Genomic DNA, 17460 nt, shown 5'->3' with positions numbered 1-17460 from the left:
TAACTGCTTAATTTGTGAGTGAGCTTGGTTTTTCTAAAATAATATGATACAATAGATTTATGTTAACTGTGATGTAGCAGTTGATATGTGAGAAGGAGTAAACCGCGTAGAGTAACTGCTTGATGAGGCGGTCCTTCTCCACCCCCGATTTAGTTATATCTGGTTTTCCTATAATAAAGGGGAACCTATTAGACTGATGGTAATTCCAACGAGGCAACACCCGTTCCCATTCCGAACACGGCAGTTAAGCTCGTTAGGGTCGATGGTAGTAACGCCCAACTCGGCGTTGTCAGAGTAGATCGCTGTCAGTCTTATAGGTTCCCTTTTTTTTATAAATATGTATGGGTTTTAAGCAGGAAATGTTTCAAGTTGTACAAGAGTTTGTTAAGTAATATTTTTAATACTTTTTCTTTTGCCAGAAATATTTGATATAATTTACTTAATAAGCATAAGATTTATTATAAGCAGCAAAGGTAATAAAGGGGTTTTGCAAAAAACCTTAAAAATTAACACAAGGAAGTAATTAACACATGGCACAAGGTAAAATCAAATGGTTTAACGACCAAAAAGGCTACGGCTTTGTAACACCGGAAGATGGATCTGCTGATCTTTTCGTCCACTATCAGGAAATTCAGGGCGAAGGTTTTAAAACCTTAGCAGAAGGTCAGTCAGTTGAGTTTGATGTTGCTCAGTCTGAAAAAGGCCCCAAAGCTGTAAATGTTAGAAAAATCTAATTTTTTAATATTTTCAAGAGCCGCTACTATATAGTAGCGGCTTTTTTGTTTTATATTCATCTATTTAATATAATATTTAAAATAATTTGATCTCTATAAAGCTATATACAATTTATTAGTATGGTTTGTTTTTCTTCTTTAGTTTGTTTTATTACGTCTTATGGATGGAATATAATTGCTAAAAAACAGGTTAGTGCTTTTTGCTCAGGAGACTCCGATGAAAAAATATCTTTTAATTTTATTGTTTTTACTCTTTTCTATACCATTGTTTTGTAAAGATGCCGCAGATAAGCGATATGCCACATTTTCTATAAACGCGCCTTATTCGGCGGCAATTTATAGAATAGACGCCGCCCCGGAAAAAGGTTTTAATTACCCATACTTTCTTATGGTGCCTGACAATATAAATAAAAGCATTAAAAAAACGCTACTTGTCGAAACTAATAATACTAGTGTGAGGGACAGAGATTTTGCTGAAGAAGAATCAATAACACTTAGCAGGATGGGAGAGTCTAGGTATATTGTTGTAAAAGAGTTAGACACACCATTTTTAATGCCTGTTTTCCCACGTCCGGGATACGCCTATACTCATGCGCTAAGCAGAGAAGCTATTCTTATTGAAGCCGGCCCGTTGCAACGCCTTGATCTGCAGCTATCCGCTATGATAAAAGACGCTAGAAAACGCCTTAAGAAAATGAGTATAAGAACTAGTAAACAAGTTTTTATTATGGGAAACTCAGCTTCTTGCCAGTTTGCCAACAGGTTTGTTCTTTTACATCCCAAATTAATTGCCGCCGCAGTATGTGGCAACACCTCGGTATTGACAATGCCTTTTGAAGAGTTTGGCGGAGTTGCGCTGCCTTATGCAGCCGGAGTTGCTGACTTAAAAGGTATAACAGGAAAAAATTTTGATTTAAAAAATTATCAAAAAGTACCGCAGTTTTTTTACCGTGGAGACGTCGATGATAATGAGACTTTAAATTATAAAGACTGCTTTTCAGAGGTTGAAAAAACGGCTGTCATGCAAACCTTTGGGAGTGACACCAACACACGATGGATAAAATACAAAGAAGTGCTTGAATCTTTTAGCCCCAACGTTAAGGTAACTATTTATCCAGGGTTGGATCACTCTTCCAAGGATGATGAGGCGGTTAAGTTTTTTAAGTCAGTTTTAGATGGAAAAAACTAAAATTTAAAATAGTTAAGCATTAATAAAAGGGGGGATAAATTATGTGCGGATGCGGATGTAATAAAGATAAAAAAGGAATTAAACACACTGCGGTGTGTGATTGCACCCCGCAAAAACATTGCGGCTGCTTCGACGGCAAACTATGTAAATGCGGTTTTTAATAAACTAATCCCCTCAAACATTTGAGGGGATTAGTTATTTGTACCAACAAAAATGCCTTCCTTATTACATTCCTAAACTTTTACATAATCCGTTTGTGGTGCTAATGCAAGCGGTTTCTCCGGGTTTGCCGGATTTGTCTAAATATACAGTATATTTATGCTTATATTTTCTATCTTCACCCACCCCATAATTTTTGTTGTCAAAAATATCAAAGCCTTCTATCCCGGCGTTGGAGATGGCGTTTGTATTTAAATCTGCCGAGAAATTTTGGCACCACAGCATAAAATAGCCTGAAGGTGATTCCGTGCAACCGCTAAAATCTATATCGAGGTCGGACCATTTTGCGGGGTAAGCGTCATTGGCTAAATAGTATCTTTCCAAAGAATCTTTTAACGATTTTCCCGCGGTTATATACTGCGTAAAACGGGATTTTTCTACTGCTTTTTGGTATTGCGGCAGCGCTATTGCCGCCAAAATACCTATGATAAGCACCACTACTAAAAGTTCTATTAATGTAAACCCTTTTTTCATAAAATCTCCTAAATTTAACAATATTATAATAACATTTTTGTAATAAAAGAAAAAGTTTTTATACTCTCAAATTGCTAAAATAAAATATATGGAAAACAGCAACTTTACCCCTAAAAAAGATTATCACGCCCCTATGCACACGGCCGAGCATATACTTAACCAAACCATGGTGCAAACTTTTGGCTGCGCCAGAAGTAAAAACGCGCATATAGAAAAAACCAAATCAAAATGTGATTACTTTTTACCCGCCGCCCCAACGCAGCAGCAATTGGAAGAGGTAGAGAAAAAAGTTAACGAGGTTATATCGCAAAACTTACCCGTAACTGAGCGCATTATGCCGCGCAACGAAGTTGCCAAGATATCCGATATCAGCAAACTACCCGCAGACGCCGGTGACAGCCTGCGTGTGATTTTTGTAGGGGACTATGATGTTTGCCCCTGCATTGGCATGCACGTGCAAAATACATCCGAAATAGATAAATTTAAAATTACCACCTGGGATTATGAAAACGGCCGCTTAAGGCTCAGGTTTAAACTGGAGCCTAAATAAATGAAAAAACTTATTTTTACCTTTGTATTAATTATGCTTGCCGCCGCGTCTTACGCGCAACGCGGGATAACAACGCCTGTTAAACTTTCATTTTTCGGTAATAACGGCCCTACAGATTCTATCCCCGGCAATGTACTTACTGTAATGGGGCTGGATATCGGCCTTTTGGGCACAACTACACCGTATGTTTACGGGTTACAGGCGTCTATAATTAACTCGATATCAGACGATTTAAAAGGTGTGCAGCTTGCCGCGCTTGGCGCGGCCGGTAAAACCACGGGTATTGTGCTTTCCCCCACGGTTAGAGGCAAGGCTTTTGGCTTGGCGGCCTCAGCAATAAGTGTAAACGAAACCACCGGCCTGGAAATAGCCGCTTTAAAGTATTCTGATTTTTATAATATGGGCGTACTGATAAACGGCATAAGTTATACCGACGGGTTTGGCGGGCTGCAAATAGGTCTGCTTAATATTAACAAAGGCATGGTTGTCGGCGTGCAAATAGGCTTGATAAATTACGCCAGGCAGCTGCACGGCGTGCAAATAGGTTTAATAAACGTTGCCTATAACGGTTATGTGTTGGCATTGCCAATATGTAATTTTAGGTTTTAAATATTTTCTTCTTGCGGCGGTATGTATAAATTAACCGGGTCACAGTTGGGGGTTAAGGTAAGGTCCTTTTCTGTGGCTTTTGTTATTGCGCCAGTCATGCCCCAGTCTACAATTAATACTGATATCACGCCCCACAAAAATATAAGCCCAACCAAAGATATAGAATCAAAGTCATGCGGTATAGCCATATTAGCGTCGCCGCAGCCGGTTTTCTTGGCGGTAAGCACGGCTTTACGCAGTTTGCGTTTGGGTATGCGGAAGGCAATGCTGTCTTTGCCTATTTCTTTATTGTTCAAATAAAACGTGGTTTCACGTTCTTCTGAGTTTAAGGTCAAATGTTCTTTGGTGCCGTGGAATATTGTGGCGCAGCCGTTAAACGATAGCATGGACGCAAGCAGTAATGATAAAAACTTTTTCATTTAATAATTATATAAAAGTATAATAGGTGTAGCATGACAGTATTCTCAGATATTAAATATTTAGCTGACGGTACCCCGGTACAACAAGCGGCGCATGCCGCGATAGTTAGCCTTGGCATTTTGCAAGATTTAGCGGTGCACGAGCCGCTGGTTGCGGGCACAATACCAATAGATATTAATATCCCGGGCAGCGACATTGATATTATTTGCCGCGCGGCTGACTACGCGAAATTTTCTAAATTAATAAATAAGCTTTACGGCGGCAAGAAAAAATTTAAAGAAAATATTTTTGAAAACCATTACGTATGTGGTTTTGAATTTGAAAATTTTATATTTGAAATTTACGCTCAAAATATTCCCCCGCAAAAACAAAACGCCTACCTGCACATGCTTATTGAGGGCAGAATTTTAAATTTAAAAGGCCAAGATTTTAAAAAAGAAATAATAAAATTAAAAATTAACGGCATTAAAACAGAACCCGCTTTTGGCAAGCTTTTAAATTTAGTGAACCCATATACAGATTTACTTGAGCTGCAAAAAATGACAGACGCCGAACTTAAAAAATTTTTGGAGTTATAATGAAGAAACTATTATCAATTATATTTTGCGTATTTATCTGCTTCGCCTGCAACGCCGAAAACGGCAGCGGCCTTACGGACACAAAAGGCAATACAATAGCAACACGCTTCGCCCCGCCCGCGGGCTTCACGCGCACGGCCGAATCGCAAAACAGCTTTGCCGCGTATCTGCGTAACTTACCGCTAAAGAAAGACGGTGCGCTTGTAAAATATTTTAACGGTAAAACAAAACCCAACCTCAGCACCTACGTCGCCGTAGTAGATATGGAAATTTCCCCCAAAGACCTGCAGCAATGCGCCGATGCTGTTATGCGCCTGTACGGTGAATACCAGTTTGCAGAGAATAAAATAAACGATATTAAGTTTAACTTTGTATCAGACGGCAAACCAAGATATTTTAAAGATTACGCCAAAGGCGACACGTCTTACAAAAACTTTCGTAAATATATGGACTATGTTTTTGCGTACGCCAACACGGCGTCATTGCTTAACCAGCTGCGCCCGGTAAAAGATATTAACGATATGAAGATAGGCGACGTTTTTATACAAAAGGGCCGCCCGTTCGGCCACGCGGTAATAGTTGTGGATATGGCGCAAAATAAAGAAGGCAAAAAAGTTTACATGCTTGCGCAAAGCTACATGCCCGCGCAGGAAACGCAGGTTCTTTTTAACCCCATGAACGTAAAACTAAGCCCGTGGTACGATCTTAATGGTAAAACAATAGTAACCCCTGAATGGGTATTTCAGCCGGCAGACTTAAGGAGATTTTAGGCTGGCCAAACTCTCCCAAATATAATCTAAAAAAGCTAAAATGTAAATATGGAAAAATACATAATATTATACTTTTCCGGCAGTGGTAATACTAAACACATGGCGGAAGTTTTACATTCCAATCTTATCAAACAAGGCCAGCAGGCCGATTTGGATAAGATTTTAGGGTATGATTATGCCAAACTGGACAGTTACAGCACATTTATATTCTGTTACCCTATTTATGGCTTTGGTATGCCGGTGGCGGTGCAAAAGTGGCTTGAGGGTATGCCAAGACTTAGGAACAAAAAAGTCTGCGTATTTACAACATTCGCTAACAAACTTCACGTAGGCTGGGCCTTATCTAAGGCTAAAAAAATATTGTGGCGCAAAAAGTACAATATTACCAACGCCACCACAATCCTCATGCCAAGCAGCTATACAATGTTCACGCCCGAAACCCCGCCCGAAACCGCCAAAAGGCTTATTACAATAGCGGACCGCACCGTTTGCCGCCTGGCTTTGGACATTATTAACGGCAAGTCCAACATGCGCAGCTTTAAAACGCCGTTTTACCTTAAACTGCACTATAGAATCATGTACAAGTTCTTTAGAAAGTACTGGGTGCCTAAGTTTTGGAAGTATTTTAAGGTGTCGGACGAGTGCATATCTTGCGGCCTTTGCGCCAAAGAGTGCCCTGTGGGCGCCATTACTATGGAAAACGGCCGCCCCGTTTGGCACGATGGCTGCCAGCAATGCGGGCGCTGTTTTAACCTTTGCCCAAAACGCGCGATAACCCAGTTTGACTGGATAGGCCGCGGCAGCACCAGGGGCAGATATATATTTAAAGAACCTAAAAAATAACAAAAAACACCGCTTAGCCTTAAGCGGTGTTTTTTTATGTTTGTATTGTTAATCTAACCAATTTATGGTACAATATTTATAAGAAAAAGCTGTGGATAAAACGTTATAAGATTAACTTGTAATTGACAGCCCAAATTGATATAATATATAAGAATTTTTTAAACAGATTTTAGCACTGCACAAGCACCTTACGGCGAGAAACAAAGCGTGGGGTAAGCTTGCGCTGTCTTTTCTTTTCTGTAAAAAACAGACAAAAAAAGATAAAAAAGCGGTGTTAATTAGGTAAACAATGAACCTGACAAAACAACAAAAAGTAGAAAAGTCACAAAACTTATCTAAAGAAATCAAAGATGCAGGCGTCTTATTTTTTGCGGCCTACCAGGGCCTCAAATTCGTAGACATGGCTGAACTTAGAGCGCAGTTAATCCCCACGGGCGCAAAATTCCGTGTGGAACGCAACGCTATAGTTGACCATGCCGTAAGACAGGCTGCAATTGAAGGTGCCGATGAAAAGCTTTTCAAAGGCCCTACGGCAATTGCTATTGGCGGCGATATCGCGGCCGTGGCAAAAACTATGGTTGATTTCTCCAAAAAGTTTGGTGCTTTAAAGCTTAGGGCTTGTTTTAGTGACGGGGTCTGGTATAATGAAGCACAAGTTCAGCAACTTGCTACCATTGGCAGCAAAGAAGATAACTTGTCTAAACTTGCCGGCGCGCTTTACAGCGCGGTTGCCCAGTCCGCACAAGTCTTACAAGCTCCCATCAGGGATCTTGCTTATGTTCTTAAAGCCGTTGAGGACTCTAAGAATTAAGTTGTTTTGCGCACCGGCTTTAACGCCGTGTGCGCAGGCAATGTAAGCAGTCTCAAACCCGCCAAGTGCGGTGGTAGTCTCTTAGGAGATAAATGTACGGGCCTGAGCTCGGCTTAGGCAGAAGGCAGCTACCCTAAAAATAAAAGGAAATAAATACAATGGCAAAATTATCACAAGCAGAAATACTTGAAGCAATAGCCGGTATGACAGTTCTGGAACTTTCCGAACTCGTTAAAGCCGTAGAAGACAAATTTGGCGTAAAAGCCGCTGCTCCCGCAGTAGCCGTAGCCGCCGCTGCACCCGCAGCCGCAGCCGCTGAAGAAAAGTCAGAATTTAACGTTGAGCTCACAAGCGCAGCCGCAGACAAAAAAATCGCCGTAATTAAAGTTGTCCGCGAAATCACAGGCTTAGGTCTTAAAGAAGCTAAAGACTTAGTCGATGGCGCTCCTAAAGTAATCAAAGAAAACGTTGCCAAAGCCGAAGCTGAAGAAATGAAAAAGAAAATAGCTGAAGTCGGTGGCGTAGTAACACTTAAATAAGAGTTCATCTCTGTTTAGTTTTTCCCGCCCCGTTATGCGGGGCGGGATTAATAAGCAAAAAATAGCAGTATCTTGAAAATAGTTGTGAATATCGGGAATAATTCCCGTTAATTTCACATAAATAAATTAAAAGCTTTTCGTATTAAATTTACCGGGCGGACTACCGTCTGAAAGAAACAGCAGTTTTTAAAGTAAATTTACACGAACGCAATATTAAAGCATTTCGCACAAAGCTTGTTTCGCGGTTACGCCGCTTAACATGTTAAAGGAACAAAGTTCCTGACACAAACTTCACGCGAAGCGCGCCAAATAAAACCTTTGGGACATAAAATTAAATATTTGAGTTTAAAAGGTAGCGGGTTTAACAATTTATCTTTACCCTCAGCGGGTGTAATGATAAGCTGTTAAACCTTAAACATTCCAGGAAAAGTGTAAATGAGACAATTAAACTTTGGTAAAATTTCTTCCAAGCTACAATTACCTGATTTGTTGGAAATGCAGAAGCAGTCTTTCGTAGACTTTTTACAGTTAGACACTGCGCCAACCAAAAGGGATCTTAAAGGTCTTCAGGCAGCGTTTGAAGACGTATTCCCCATAGAAGCGCCGGACGGCAGCATGAAACTTGACTTCGTTAAGTACGAACTCTGCCCGCCCCGCTACACAACACCGCAGCAAGCAATTGTACGTGACGGCACCTACAGCGCCCCGTTAAAAGCGGTACTCAGACTTTCTGTTAAAAAAAGAGACGGCAAACTTAAAGAAGCCTCAGAGCAGGACGTTACGCTTTGCGACCTTCCTTTAATGACAGACGCCGGCTGCTTTGTCTTTAACGGCGCGGAACGCGTGGTAGTCAGCCAGTTACACCGCTCCCCGGGTATTATTTTTGAAGAAGACGAAGAAAAAAAGCAGTCTACTTTAGGTAAAAAACTTTATGTAGCCAGAATCATACCTTACAGAGGCGCCTGGATCGAATTTTCTTTCGACCTTATGAACGCCCTTTGGGTACGTATTGACCGCAAGAAAAAAGTTTTAGCTACCACATTTTTACGCGCCTGCGGTTTAGAAACCAACGCGCAAATTATACAAGCCTTCTACAATTGTGAAGATGTCGACATCAAACCTGCTGAAATTGACAATGTAGTGGGCCGCTACGCCGCGGACGATATCGTTGACGCAACGACAGGCGAAGTTCTTTGGAACCTTGACGACAAGGCCGCCATACCGGTGGACGACAAAGTGTTCAAAGAAATGGTGGAACGCAAAATTAAAAAAATTAAAGTCATTTCCGGCAACCCCAGACAGGACGACCCGGCTATTTTGGCTACGCTTGAGAACCGCAAAGACACAATAAGAACCGCTAAAGAAGCCCAGGCGGACATTTACAAAAAAATGCGCGGACAGGATTTCGTTGTAAAAGACCAGGCTGAAACATTCTTAGACAACCTGATTTTTGACAATATCAGACGTTACGACCTCAGCTACGTAGGCCGTTACAAAATCAACAAAAAATTTGAGGCCCTTTTTGATATTATCGGCAACCTTAAATTTAAAAAATTCGCCACACCTACAGACAAACGCAGAACATTATCCCCGGAAGACATTATAGTTACGGTTAAATACCTTTTAGCCCTTAACGCCGGCGAAGACGCGCAGAAAATGTACGGCGACGAACTTATTTTCAAGACAGACGATATCGACCACTTAGGTAACAGACGTGTAAGAGGCATCGGCGAACTTTTGGAAAACCAGATAAGAGTTGGTCTTTCCCAAATGGCCAAAACGGTACGCGACAGAATGAATAAAGAGTTAACCTCTCATACACCGCGCGCCTTGGTAAACGCCCAGCCCGTACAGGCTATTATAAGGAAGTTCTTTGGTACGTCACAGCTTTCACAGTTCATGGACCAAATTAACCCGTTATCAGAACTTACGCACAAACGCAGACTTTCTGCCTTAGGCCCCGGCGGTCTTAACAGAAAGAGAGCCGGCTTTGAAGTGCGCGACGTTCACCACACACATTACGGCCGCGTTTGCCCTATTGAGACGCCTGAAGGTCCGAACATCGGTCTTATTACCTCTTTGGCTTGTTACTCTAAGGTTAACCAGTACGGTCTTATTGAAACACCGTACAGAAAGGTTAACAACTCTAAAGTAACGGACAATTTTGAGTATTTAACAGCGGACCAGGAAGACGATCTTATGGTCGCCCAGTCCAACACACCGCTTACAGACGGCGGCAAAATTAATACAGATATGGTGTATTGCCGTGTAAGAAGTGACTATCCTATCGTCGCCCCTACAGAGGTTGACTATATGGACGTTTCACCCTTACAGGTTATCAGCGTATCAGCCGCTTTAATACCGTTCTTAGAACACGACGACGCCAACCGCGCGCTCATGGGTTGTAACATGCAACGCCAGGGCGTACCGCTGCTCTTAACTGATGCCCCGTTAGTAGGCACGGGTATTGAGCATGAAGTCGCGCGTGACTCAGGCGCTACACTTACAGCCCAGCGCGGCGGTAAAGTAGTGTTCGCGTCCGCCGACATGGTCGCTATAGAACCTGAAAACGGCCCGTTAGATTTTTATGAACTTATTAAGTATAAACGCTCCAACCAAGACACCTGTATTAACCAGAGACCCTTAGTTAAAACAGGCGACACGGTTAAAAAAGGCGCTATACTTGCAGACGGCCCCGCCATGCAGGACGGACACCTGGCTCTTGGTAAAAACCTTTTAGTAGGTTTTATGAGCTGGGAAGGTTATAACTACGAGGACGCTATCTTAGTTTCACACAAGCTGGTTAAAGAAGACGTTTTTACCTCTATCCACTTGCATGAATTCAGCGTAGACGCCAGAAACACAAAGCTTGGCGCTGAAGAAATAACAAGAGACATCCCCAACATAGGCGCGGAAGCCCTGTCACACCTAGACATTGACGGTATAGTTATACCTTCAACCGTTGTGGAACCGGGTGACATTTTAGTAGGTAAAGTTACGCCTAAGGGCGAACAGCAGCTTACGCCTGAAGAAAGACTGCTTAAAGTAATCTTCGGCAAGAAAGCTGACGACGTGGTGGACGCTTCACTGCGCGTACCCCCGGGCACCAGCGGCAAAATCATAGGCACAAGAGTTTTTGTAAGAAAAGAAAAACTTACCAAAGCCGAAGAAAAAGCCAGAATTAAAGCCCTGGAAGACGACAAAAACGCTAATTTGGACGCTATTAAAGAACAGCGCAAGCTTGCTCTTGAAAGCGCCAAAGAAACCTTCTCTAAAGAAGCTGACCGCAAGAAAGAAGAAGACAGAGTTAACACTTTCTACAAAAAGCTTGAAAAGAAAGTTTTAGAAGATTTTGAAAGAGAAATGGAATTCTCCAGACAAGGTGACGAGTTGGCGGTTACGGTTAACAAATCCGTAAAAGTATTTATCGCCAGCAAGCGCAAACTGATGGTGGGCGACAAATTGTCCGGCCGCCACGGTAACAAAGGTGTTGTGGCAAAGATTCTCCCTGAAGAAGACATGCCCTTTATGCCGGATGGCACACCGCTTGACATTGTGCTTTCACCTTTGGGTATTCCTTCTCGTATGAACGTAGGCCAGTTGTTTGAAACAATGCTGGGCTGGGCAGCTAAGAACTTAAATTATAACGCCGCCACCCCTGTATTCGACGGTCCTATAGAAGAAACAGTTAAAGAAGAAGTAAGAAAAGCCAAAAAGGCGCTTATTGCCAAAGGCGTACCGGAACATCATTTGCCGGACGACTACTGCCGTATTACATTATACGACGGCAGAACAGGTTTACCTTTTGATGAAAAGGTTACCATCGGCTACATGTATATCATGAAGCTTATTCACTTGGTAGAAGATAAGGTTCACGCCCGTTCCACTGGGCCGTACAGCTTAATCACAAGGCAGCCCTTGGGCGGTAAAGCGCAGTTTGGCGGACAGAGATTTGGTGAAATGGAAGTATGGGCCATTGAAGGTTATGGCGCTACATATACATTGCAAGAGTTCTTAACAGTAAAGTCTGACGACTTTGCCGGCAGAACCAAAATGTATGAATCCATTGTCCGCGGCGAAGCGCCGCAACAGCCCGGCGTGCCGGAATCCTTTAAAGTATTAGTAAAGGAACTTCAGGCATTAGGCCTCAGTGTTGAACTGCTGAAAGATAACAAAGAGCAGGAAGTGGAAGAAATGACAGTAGCAGCCCACGCCGCCGAAATTATCGATGAAAGTAAGGACAACTAGGTTAACGGAGAATTTAAATGTCAGATAAAAACAAAAAAACAAAAAGACTGGACGATCTTAACTTCTTTGACTTTGACGCTATTAAACTTGGTATAGCCAGCCCTGAGCAAATCATGGCATGGTCCCACGGCGAAGTTAAAAAGCCCGAAACCATCAACTACCGCACACTTAAACCGGAAAGAGACGGTTTATTCTGCGAACGTATTTTCGGCCCTACTAAGGACTATGAATGTTCTTGCGGTAAATACCGCTGGGTAAAATACAAAGGCATGCAGTGCGACCGCTGCGGCGTTGAAATTACAGAAGCCAAAGTAAGACGCGAACGCATGGGCCACCTGGAACTTGCGGTACCCGTGGCGCACGTTTGGTTCCTGCGCAAAAACCCGTCAAGAATCGGCATCATGCTTGACATGAGAACGACCGATCTTGAAAGAGTGGTTTACTACGCCAGCTACGTTGTTATTGAAGACTGCGTAGACTCCGTTACAGGCCGCACAGACTTTAAAAAAGGCGAACTTCTTAACGACGTGCAAGTGCGCGAAGCGCGCAAAAAGCACGGCGCCAGGCTTAAAGTTGATATCGGCGCGCCGGCTATCAAAACATTGCTCTCTTCTATAGATTTTGACAAAGAAATCCCGCAGCTTCATGAAGACCTGCGCGAAACACAGAGCGAGCTTGAACGCACAAAATTAATCCGCCGTATTAAAACGATGGAAGAATTTAAAGCCAGCGGCAACAGACCGGAGTGGATGATTTTATCAGTACTTCCCGTTATTCCGCCGGATTTAAGGCCTTTAGTACCGCTTGACGGCGGCAGATTCGCCGCTTCTGACCTTAACGATTTATACAGAAGAATCATTAACCGCAACAACCGCCTTAAGCATATTGAATCCTTAAGAGCGCCTGAGGTTATGATTTATAACGAAAAGAGACTTCTTCAAGAAGCCGTGGACGCTTTAATTGAAAACGGCGCCAGAGGCAAGTTCTTTATCGGTGCCGGCGGCAGGCCGCTTAAATCCCTTTCAGACGTTATTAAGGGTAAGCATGGCCGCTTCCGCCAAAACTTGCTTGGTAAACGTGTGGACTACTCCGGCCGTTCAGTTATCGTAGTAGGCCCCAGCTTAAAACTGCACCAGTGCGGTTTGCCCAAGCTTATGGCTTTGGAACTTTTCAAACCTTTTATTATCGGCGAACTTATGAAAAAAGAGGGTGTTACCCTTAAAGCCGCTAAAAAAATGTTAGAACGTGTCAGACCGGAAATTTGGGACATTTTAGAAACCGTTACCAAACATCATCCGGTAATGTTAAACCGCGCGCCAACGCTGCACAGGCTTGGTATTCAGGCGTTTGAACCGGTGTTAATTGAAGGTAAAGCTATACAGCTGCACCCGTTAACATGCGCCGCGTTTAACGCTGACTTCGACGGTGACCAGATGGCTGTTCACGTTCCGCTGTCTCTTGAAGCGCAGCTTGAAGCGCGTACGCTGATGTTAGCCACAAACAATATTTTATCACCCGCGTCCGGCCGCCCTATAGCGGCGCCGTCCCATGACATTGTTATGGGTATCAGCTTCTTAACCAAAGTCAAACTTAATGACAAAGGTGAGGGCGCTGTATTTGGCAGCAAAGACGAAGCTTTAATGGCTTACGCCTATAACAGAGTTTCTTTACATGCCAGAATTAAAGTACGCGGCCTTAACGAAATTAAAGAAGCCGGTCTTTCCGATAAAGAAGCGCTTGACGTTAATAAATGGAAAGATTACACAACAGTGGGCAAAATTATTTTTAACAGCAACCTGCCCGAAGGCTGGCCTTATATCAACACACCTGTTGGTAAAAAGGAACTTGCCGGTATAGTTGACGAATGTTACAAGAGCAAAAAGTACGGCAGATACGAAGCCGTGCAGCTTTTGGACAGAATAATGAAGCTTGGCTATAACTACGCCACACGCTCAGGTCTTTCTATATCTATAGCGGACATGATCGTGCCGGAAATCAAACAGAAATATATTGATTCCGCCAAAAAGAGAATTAAAGAAATTCAAGCCCAGGCCGAAGCCGGTATCATTACCGAAGGTGAAAGATACAATAAAGTTATCGACATCTGGACCCGCGTTACGGACGACGTCGCCGTAGAACAGTTTAAAGAGATGAAAAAGTTTGAAGAAGCCGCCTACAGCGGTGAAGGTCAAAAGTTCAACTCAGTGTTCTTAATGGCAGATTCCGGCGCCAGAGGTTCCAGGCAGCAGGTCAGACAGTTGGCCGGTATGCGCGGTCTTATGGCTAAGCCGCAGAAGAAACTTACAGGCGGCCAGGGCGAAATTATCGAATCCCCCATTACAGCTAACTTTAGAGAAGGTTTGTCTGTGCTGGAATACTTTATTTCCACTCACGGCGGACGTAAAGGTCTTTCCGATACCGCTTTGAAAACAGCCGACGCCGGTTATTTAACCAGACGTCTTGTTGACGTTGGTCACAACCTGGTTGTTACACAGGCTGACTGCGGCACAACCAACGGCATCGTAGTAACGTCACTTATGAGCGGCGAAGAAATAGTAGAGCCTATTGAAGAAAGAATTTTAGGCCGCGCCAGCTTAGAAGACGTTATAGTAAAAGCTAAAAAAGCCGACGGCTCCGAAGAAGATAAAGTCATTATTAAAGAAGGCGACATTATCTCACTTGAGCAAAGCAAACAGGTTAAGAAGTACGGCGTACAAAGCGTACGCATCCGTTCAGTTCTTACCTGCGAAGCCAAAACCGGCGTTTGCGCAAAATGTTACGGTATCAGCCTTGCCACAGGCACCATGTCAAGCGTGGGCGATTCAGTTGGTATTATAGCCGCCCAGTCAATTGGTGAACCTGGTACGCAGCTTACACTCAGAACCTTCCACATTGGTGGTACGGCCTCACGTGTGCTCAGCCGCTCACAGGCCGTGTCTGAAATAGCAGGTAAAGTAACGTTTAAAGATATTAAAGTTATTACCAACCGCATGGATAATAAAATTTGTATTTCCAGAAACGGCTCTATCTTTGTAGAAGCCACAAATGGTACAATAAAAGAATACAGAATCCAGTACGGCGCCAACCTGCTTGTTGCTGATAAAGCCACAGTAGAAAAAGGCGCTTTAATGGCGGAATGGGATCCGCACTCAATACCTGTGCTGTCAGAAACAGACGGTACGGTAAGACTTACGGACGTGTCCGAAGGTATTACCCTGCAGGAAGAACGCAACAAAGTTACAGGCGTTATTGAGCGCAAAATTATAGCCAGCCGCATGGGTAAAAAGAACCCCCGCATTGTTATTGAAGCTAAAGGCGGAAAGAAGCTCAGCTTACCGTTGCCTATAGATACAATCTTATTGGCGGAATCAGGGGAAGAAGTCCTAGCGGGTGATATTTTGGCAAAAATTGCCAGAGCCACCGGCGGTACCAAGGACATCACGGGCGGTCTGCCCAGAATCGCGGAGCTTTTCGAAGCGCGCAAACCCAGAAACGCGGCCATTATGTCAGAGTTCGCGGGTGTAGTCAGCCTCGAAACATCGCCTAAAGGTTTGGTTGAAATCGTTGTCAGAAGCGAAGAAACCGGCCAGGTTAAACAATACGCCGTACCGCAAGGTAAACATTTGGTTGTTTATGAAGGCGACCACGTGGGCGTAGGCGAAGCTCTTACAGACGGCGCCATTGACCCGCACGACGTACTGCGTGTTAAAGGTATTAAAGAAGTACAAGAATTTTTGCTTAACGCAATTCAGGAAGTTTACCGCTTGCAGGGCGTTACTATTAACGACAGACACATTGAAGTTATAGTCCGCCAAATGCTTGGTAACCTAAGAATAGTTGACGCCGGCGACACAGGCCTGTTAAAAGGCGAAATTGTCAGCCGCAGCACATTCCAGAAAGAAAACGCGAAAGCGGAAGCTAACGGTAAAAGAGCCTCTATAGGCGAGCCGATACTTTTAGGTATCAGCAAAGCGTCATTGGCTTCAGACTCCTTTATCTCCGCGGCGTCCTTCCAGGAAACAACAAAAGTTCTTACGGACGCGGCCATAACAGGCCAGGTAGACACCTTGCAAGGTCTTAAAGAAAACGTTATCGTCGGTCATTTAATACCCGCCGGTACCGGTATTTCCGCAAGGGAATTTGCAAAAGAGTTTGACGTAAATAAAAAGAAATAAATTAACCCCGGCTGCCGTATGCAAGTACGGCAGCCGGAAAAATACAGATTTTTGTGTAGCCCCGCGGTAAATGGGGGCGCATAAATAATGCGCGTGGGCGGGGATGTTAAGCGTTCACCCGTGTATTATACCGGGGCGGTTGTAACCGCTCCACCAGGAGAAAATAAAGTAATGCCTACAGTAAACCAATTAATCAGACAGGGCAGAACGGCTAACAGAACCAAAACAAAGTCACCTGCTCTTATGTCATGCCCTCAGAGGCGCGGCGTCTGTACTCGTGTCTATACGACAACACCTAAAAAGCCTAACTCTGCTTTAAGAAAAGTTGCTCGTGTTAAATTAACATCTAAAGTTGAAGTCACAGCCTATATTCCCGGCGTCGGCCACAACTTACAGGAACACAGCATTGTGCTGGTCCGCGGCGGTCGTGTAAAAGACTTGCCGGGTGTAAGATATCACATCATACGCGGCGCGCTTGACGCTTCCGGCGTAGAAAACAGAAAACAAGGCCGCTCACTCTACGGTGTGAAAAGGCCCAAAGCTGCTAAATAAAATAATTTAACAGTCTGCGTTACATGACATGACGTATGCGACGCTAATTGAATAATAATTTAATAGACTATCGCTCCATGGCGTAAAAAACTAAATGTTTAATTTAGCCAAGCGGCCGCAGGCCGCGAGTTACGCAGGACGCGAAGCGAGAATAATTTAAGCCTAAAGGAGTTGGTTTGAGTCGGACATTATATGTCCTTAACTAGTTAAAGCGGCAACGCCGCTGACAAAAACTTCACCCAGAGGGCAGGAGAATAAAATGCCTAGAAAAGGTTTGAGACCCAGAGACAGAAGACCGGCACCGGAAGCTGACTATAAATATGGTTCAGTTTTGGTGGCCAGGTTTGTAAATAAAATTAACTTTGAAGGTAAAAAAGCGACAGCTGAAAGAATAGTTTCCGACAGCATGGATATTATCGCTGAAAAAACCAAAGAAGATGCTATGACAGTGTTTAACCGCTGTATCGAAACAGTGCGCCCTTTACTCGAGCTTAAAGCAAGAAGAGTCGGCGGCGCTACCTACCAGGTACCGGTTGAAGTAAAAACAGTAAGAAGCACCTCTCTTGCCATGTGCTGGCTGCTTGACGCGGCCCGCTCACGCAAAGGCCGCCCTATGGCTGAAAAGCTTGCCGAAGAAATCATCTTAGGTTCTAAAAAAGAAGGCGCCGCTTTTAAGAAAAGAGAAGACACTCATAGAATGGCTGAAGCTAACAGAGCTTTTGCCCACTTTAAATGGTAAGGGATAATTA

15 protein-coding genes and 1 rRNA gene are annotated in these 17460 nt (G+C 43.6%); 14 read left to right on the top strand and 2 right to left on the bottom strand.

Annotated elements, in window-relative coordinates; translation table 11 throughout:
- The first annotated feature begins 192 nt into the window (after positions 1-192).
- The 3 genes from rrf to AAIR98_RS00820 all read left to right on the top strand — a co-directional run bounded on the left by rrf (position 193) and on the right by AAIR98_RS00820 (position 1923).
- A 5S ribosomal RNA gene (gene rrf, locus AAIR98_RS00830) occupies positions 193-311 on the top strand.
- Positions 312-530: 219 nt separating this feature from the next.
- Positions 531-734: a cold-shock protein gene (locus tag AAIR98_RS00825; protein ID WP_423970383.1), complete on the top strand. Its 204-nt coding sequence runs from the start codon at positions 531-533 to the stop codon at positions 732-734.
- 217 nt (positions 735-951) lie between these two features.
- Positions 952-1923 carry a phosphoheptose isomerase family protein gene (locus tag AAIR98_RS00820; protein WP_423970382.1) on the top strand — a complete coding sequence of 324 codons (972 nt, stop codon included), beginning with the start codon at positions 952-954 and terminating at the stop codon, positions 1921-1923.
- A gap of 225 nt (positions 1924-2148) precedes the next feature.
- Here AAIR98_RS00820 and AAIR98_RS00815 read toward each other — a convergent pair whose 3' ends face one another.
- Positions 2149-2616: a type IV pilin protein gene (locus tag AAIR98_RS00815; RefSeq protein WP_423970381.1), complete on the bottom strand. Its 468-nt coding sequence runs from the start codon at positions 2614-2616 to the stop codon at positions 2149-2151.
- A gap of 88 nt (positions 2617-2704) precedes the next feature.
- Here AAIR98_RS00815 and AAIR98_RS00810 point away from each other — a divergent pair, with 88 nt between their 5' ends.
- Positions 2705-3166 carry an alanyl-tRNA editing protein gene (locus AAIR98_RS00810; protein WP_423970380.1) on the top strand — a complete coding sequence of 154 codons (462 nt, stop codon included), beginning with the start codon at positions 2705-2707 and terminating at the stop codon, positions 3164-3166.
- The gene (locus tag AAIR98_RS00805) at positions 3167-3775 is read left to right on the top strand and encodes an LA_2272 family surface repeat-containing protein (protein WP_423970379.1); all 609 of its coding nucleotides are present in this window, start codon (positions 3167-3169) and stop codon (positions 3773-3775) included.
- Here AAIR98_RS00805 and AAIR98_RS00800 read toward each other — a convergent pair.
- Complete coding sequence (locus AAIR98_RS00800; protein ID WP_423970378.1) at positions 3772-4194, bottom strand: hypothetical protein; 423 nt, start codon at positions 4192-4194, stop codon at positions 3772-3774. The genes AAIR98_RS00805 and AAIR98_RS00800 overlap by 4 nt on opposite strands.
- A gap of 33 nt (positions 4195-4227) precedes the next feature.
- Between AAIR98_RS00800 and AAIR98_RS00795 the strand changes: the two genes are divergently transcribed.
- The 9 genes from AAIR98_RS00795 to rpsG all read left to right on the top strand — a co-directional run bounded on the left by AAIR98_RS00795 (position 4228) and on the right by rpsG (position 17450).
- The gene (locus AAIR98_RS00795; RefSeq protein ID WP_423970377.1) at positions 4228-4773 is read left to right on the top strand and encodes a DUF4269 domain-containing protein; all 546 of its coding nucleotides are present in this window, start codon (positions 4228-4230) and stop codon (positions 4771-4773) included.
- Positions 4773-5543 carry a DUF4846 domain-containing protein gene (locus AAIR98_RS00790; RefSeq protein ID WP_423970376.1) on the top strand — a complete coding sequence of 257 codons (771 nt, stop codon included), beginning with the start codon at positions 4773-4775 and terminating at the stop codon, positions 5541-5543. Before AAIR98_RS00795 ends, AAIR98_RS00790 begins: the two co-directional genes overlap by 1 nt.
- 48 nt (positions 5544-5591) lie before the next feature.
- Positions 5592-6386, top strand: coding sequence for an EFR1 family ferrodoxin (locus AAIR98_RS00785; RefSeq protein ID WP_423970375.1), 795 nt, complete (start codon positions 5592-5594; stop codon positions 6384-6386).
- 289 nt (positions 6387-6675) lie between these two features.
- Positions 6676-7197 carry a 50S ribosomal protein L10 gene (rplJ, locus tag AAIR98_RS00780; protein WP_423970374.1) on the top strand — a complete coding sequence of 174 codons (522 nt, stop codon included), beginning with the start codon at positions 6676-6678 and terminating at the stop codon, positions 7195-7197.
- 158 nt (positions 7198-7355) lie between these two features.
- The gene (rplL, locus tag AAIR98_RS00775) at positions 7356-7736 is read left to right on the top strand and encodes a 50S ribosomal protein L7/L12 (RefSeq protein ID WP_423970373.1); all 381 of its coding nucleotides are present in this window, start codon (positions 7356-7358) and stop codon (positions 7734-7736) included.
- A gap of 435 nt (positions 7737-8171) precedes the next feature.
- Positions 8172-11984 (top strand): DNA-directed RNA polymerase subunit beta, encoded by a 3813-nt coding sequence (gene rpoB / locus AAIR98_RS00770; RefSeq protein ID WP_423970372.1) that lies wholly within the window; start codon positions 8172-8174, stop codon positions 11982-11984.
- 17 nt (positions 11985-12001) lie between these two features.
- Complete coding sequence (gene rpoC, locus AAIR98_RS00765; protein WP_423970371.1) at positions 12002-16159, top strand: DNA-directed RNA polymerase subunit beta'; 4158 nt, start codon at positions 12002-12004, stop codon at positions 16157-16159.
- 171 nt (positions 16160-16330) lie between these two features.
- On the top strand, positions 16331-16711 hold the full coding sequence (gene rpsL / locus AAIR98_RS00760) for a 30S ribosomal protein S12 (RefSeq protein ID WP_423972027.1): 381 nt from the start codon (positions 16331-16333) through the stop codon (positions 16709-16711).
- Between the two features lie 259 nt (positions 16712-16970).
- Positions 16971-17450: a 30S ribosomal protein S7 gene (gene rpsG / locus AAIR98_RS00755; protein ID WP_423970370.1), complete on the top strand. Its 480-nt coding sequence runs from the start codon at positions 16971-16973 to the stop codon at positions 17448-17450.
- Positions 17451-17460 lie beyond the last annotated feature (10 nt).

The organism is Elusimicrobium simillimum (assembly GCF_049639735.1).
GTDB lineage: Bacteria > Elusimicrobiota > Elusimicrobia > Elusimicrobiales > Elusimicrobiaceae > Elusimicrobium > Elusimicrobium simillimum.
The sequence above is the reverse complement of the archived record's forward strand: the minus strand, read 5'-3'. Positions and strand labels throughout refer to the sequence as shown.

Excerpts from the sequence above, each read along its gene's own strand:
- rplJ (WP_423970374.1), top strand. The coding sequence starts at position 6,676 with ATGAACCTGACAAAACAACAAAAAGTAGAAAAGTCACAAAACTTATCT.
- rpoB (WP_423970372.1), top strand. The coding sequence starts at position 8,172 with ATGAGACAATTAAACTTTGGTAAAATTTCTTCCAAGCTACAATTACCT.
- rplL (WP_423970373.1), top strand. The coding sequence starts at position 7,356 with ATGGCAAAATTATCACAAGCAGAAATACTTGAAGCAATAGCCGGTATG.
- AAIR98_RS00785 (WP_423970375.1), top strand. The coding sequence starts at position 5,592 with ATGGAAAAATACATAATATTATACTTTTCCGGCAGTGGTAATACTAAA.
- AAIR98_RS00790 (WP_423970376.1), top strand. The coding sequence starts at position 4,773 with ATGAAGAAACTATTATCAATTATATTTTGCGTATTTATCTGCTTCGCC.
- rpsG (WP_423970370.1), top strand. The coding sequence starts at position 16,971 with ATGCCTAGAAAAGGTTTGAGACCCAGAGACAGAAGACCGGCACCGGAA.
- AAIR98_RS00810 (WP_423970380.1), top strand. The coding sequence starts at position 2,705 with ATGGAAAACAGCAACTTTACCCCTAAAAAAGATTATCACGCCCCTATG.
- rpoC (WP_423970371.1), top strand. The coding sequence starts at position 12,002 with ATGTCAGATAAAAACAAAAAAACAAAAAGACTGGACGATCTTAACTTC.
- rpsL (WP_423972027.1), top strand. The coding sequence starts at position 16,331 with ATGCCTACAGTAAACCAATTAATCAGACAGGGCAGAACGGCTAACAGA.
- AAIR98_RS00800 (WP_423970378.1), bottom strand. The coding sequence starts at position 4,194 with ATGAAAAAGTTTTTATCATTACTGCTTGCGTCCATGCTATCGTTTAAC.
- AAIR98_RS00815 (WP_423970381.1), bottom strand. The coding sequence starts at position 2,616 with ATGAAAAAAGGGTTTACATTAATAGAACTTTTAGTAGTGGTGCTTATC.
- AAIR98_RS00825 (WP_423970383.1), top strand. The coding sequence starts at position 531 with ATGGCACAAGGTAAAATCAAATGGTTTAACGACCAAAAAGGCTACGGC.
- AAIR98_RS00820 (WP_423970382.1), top strand. The coding sequence starts at position 952 with ATGAAAAAATATCTTTTAATTTTATTGTTTTTACTCTTTTCTATACCA.
- AAIR98_RS00795 (WP_423970377.1), top strand. The coding sequence starts at position 4,228 with ATGACAGTATTCTCAGATATTAAATATTTAGCTGACGGTACCCCGGTA.
- AAIR98_RS00805 (WP_423970379.1), top strand. The coding sequence starts at position 3,167 with ATGAAAAAACTTATTTTTACCTTTGTATTAATTATGCTTGCCGCCGCG.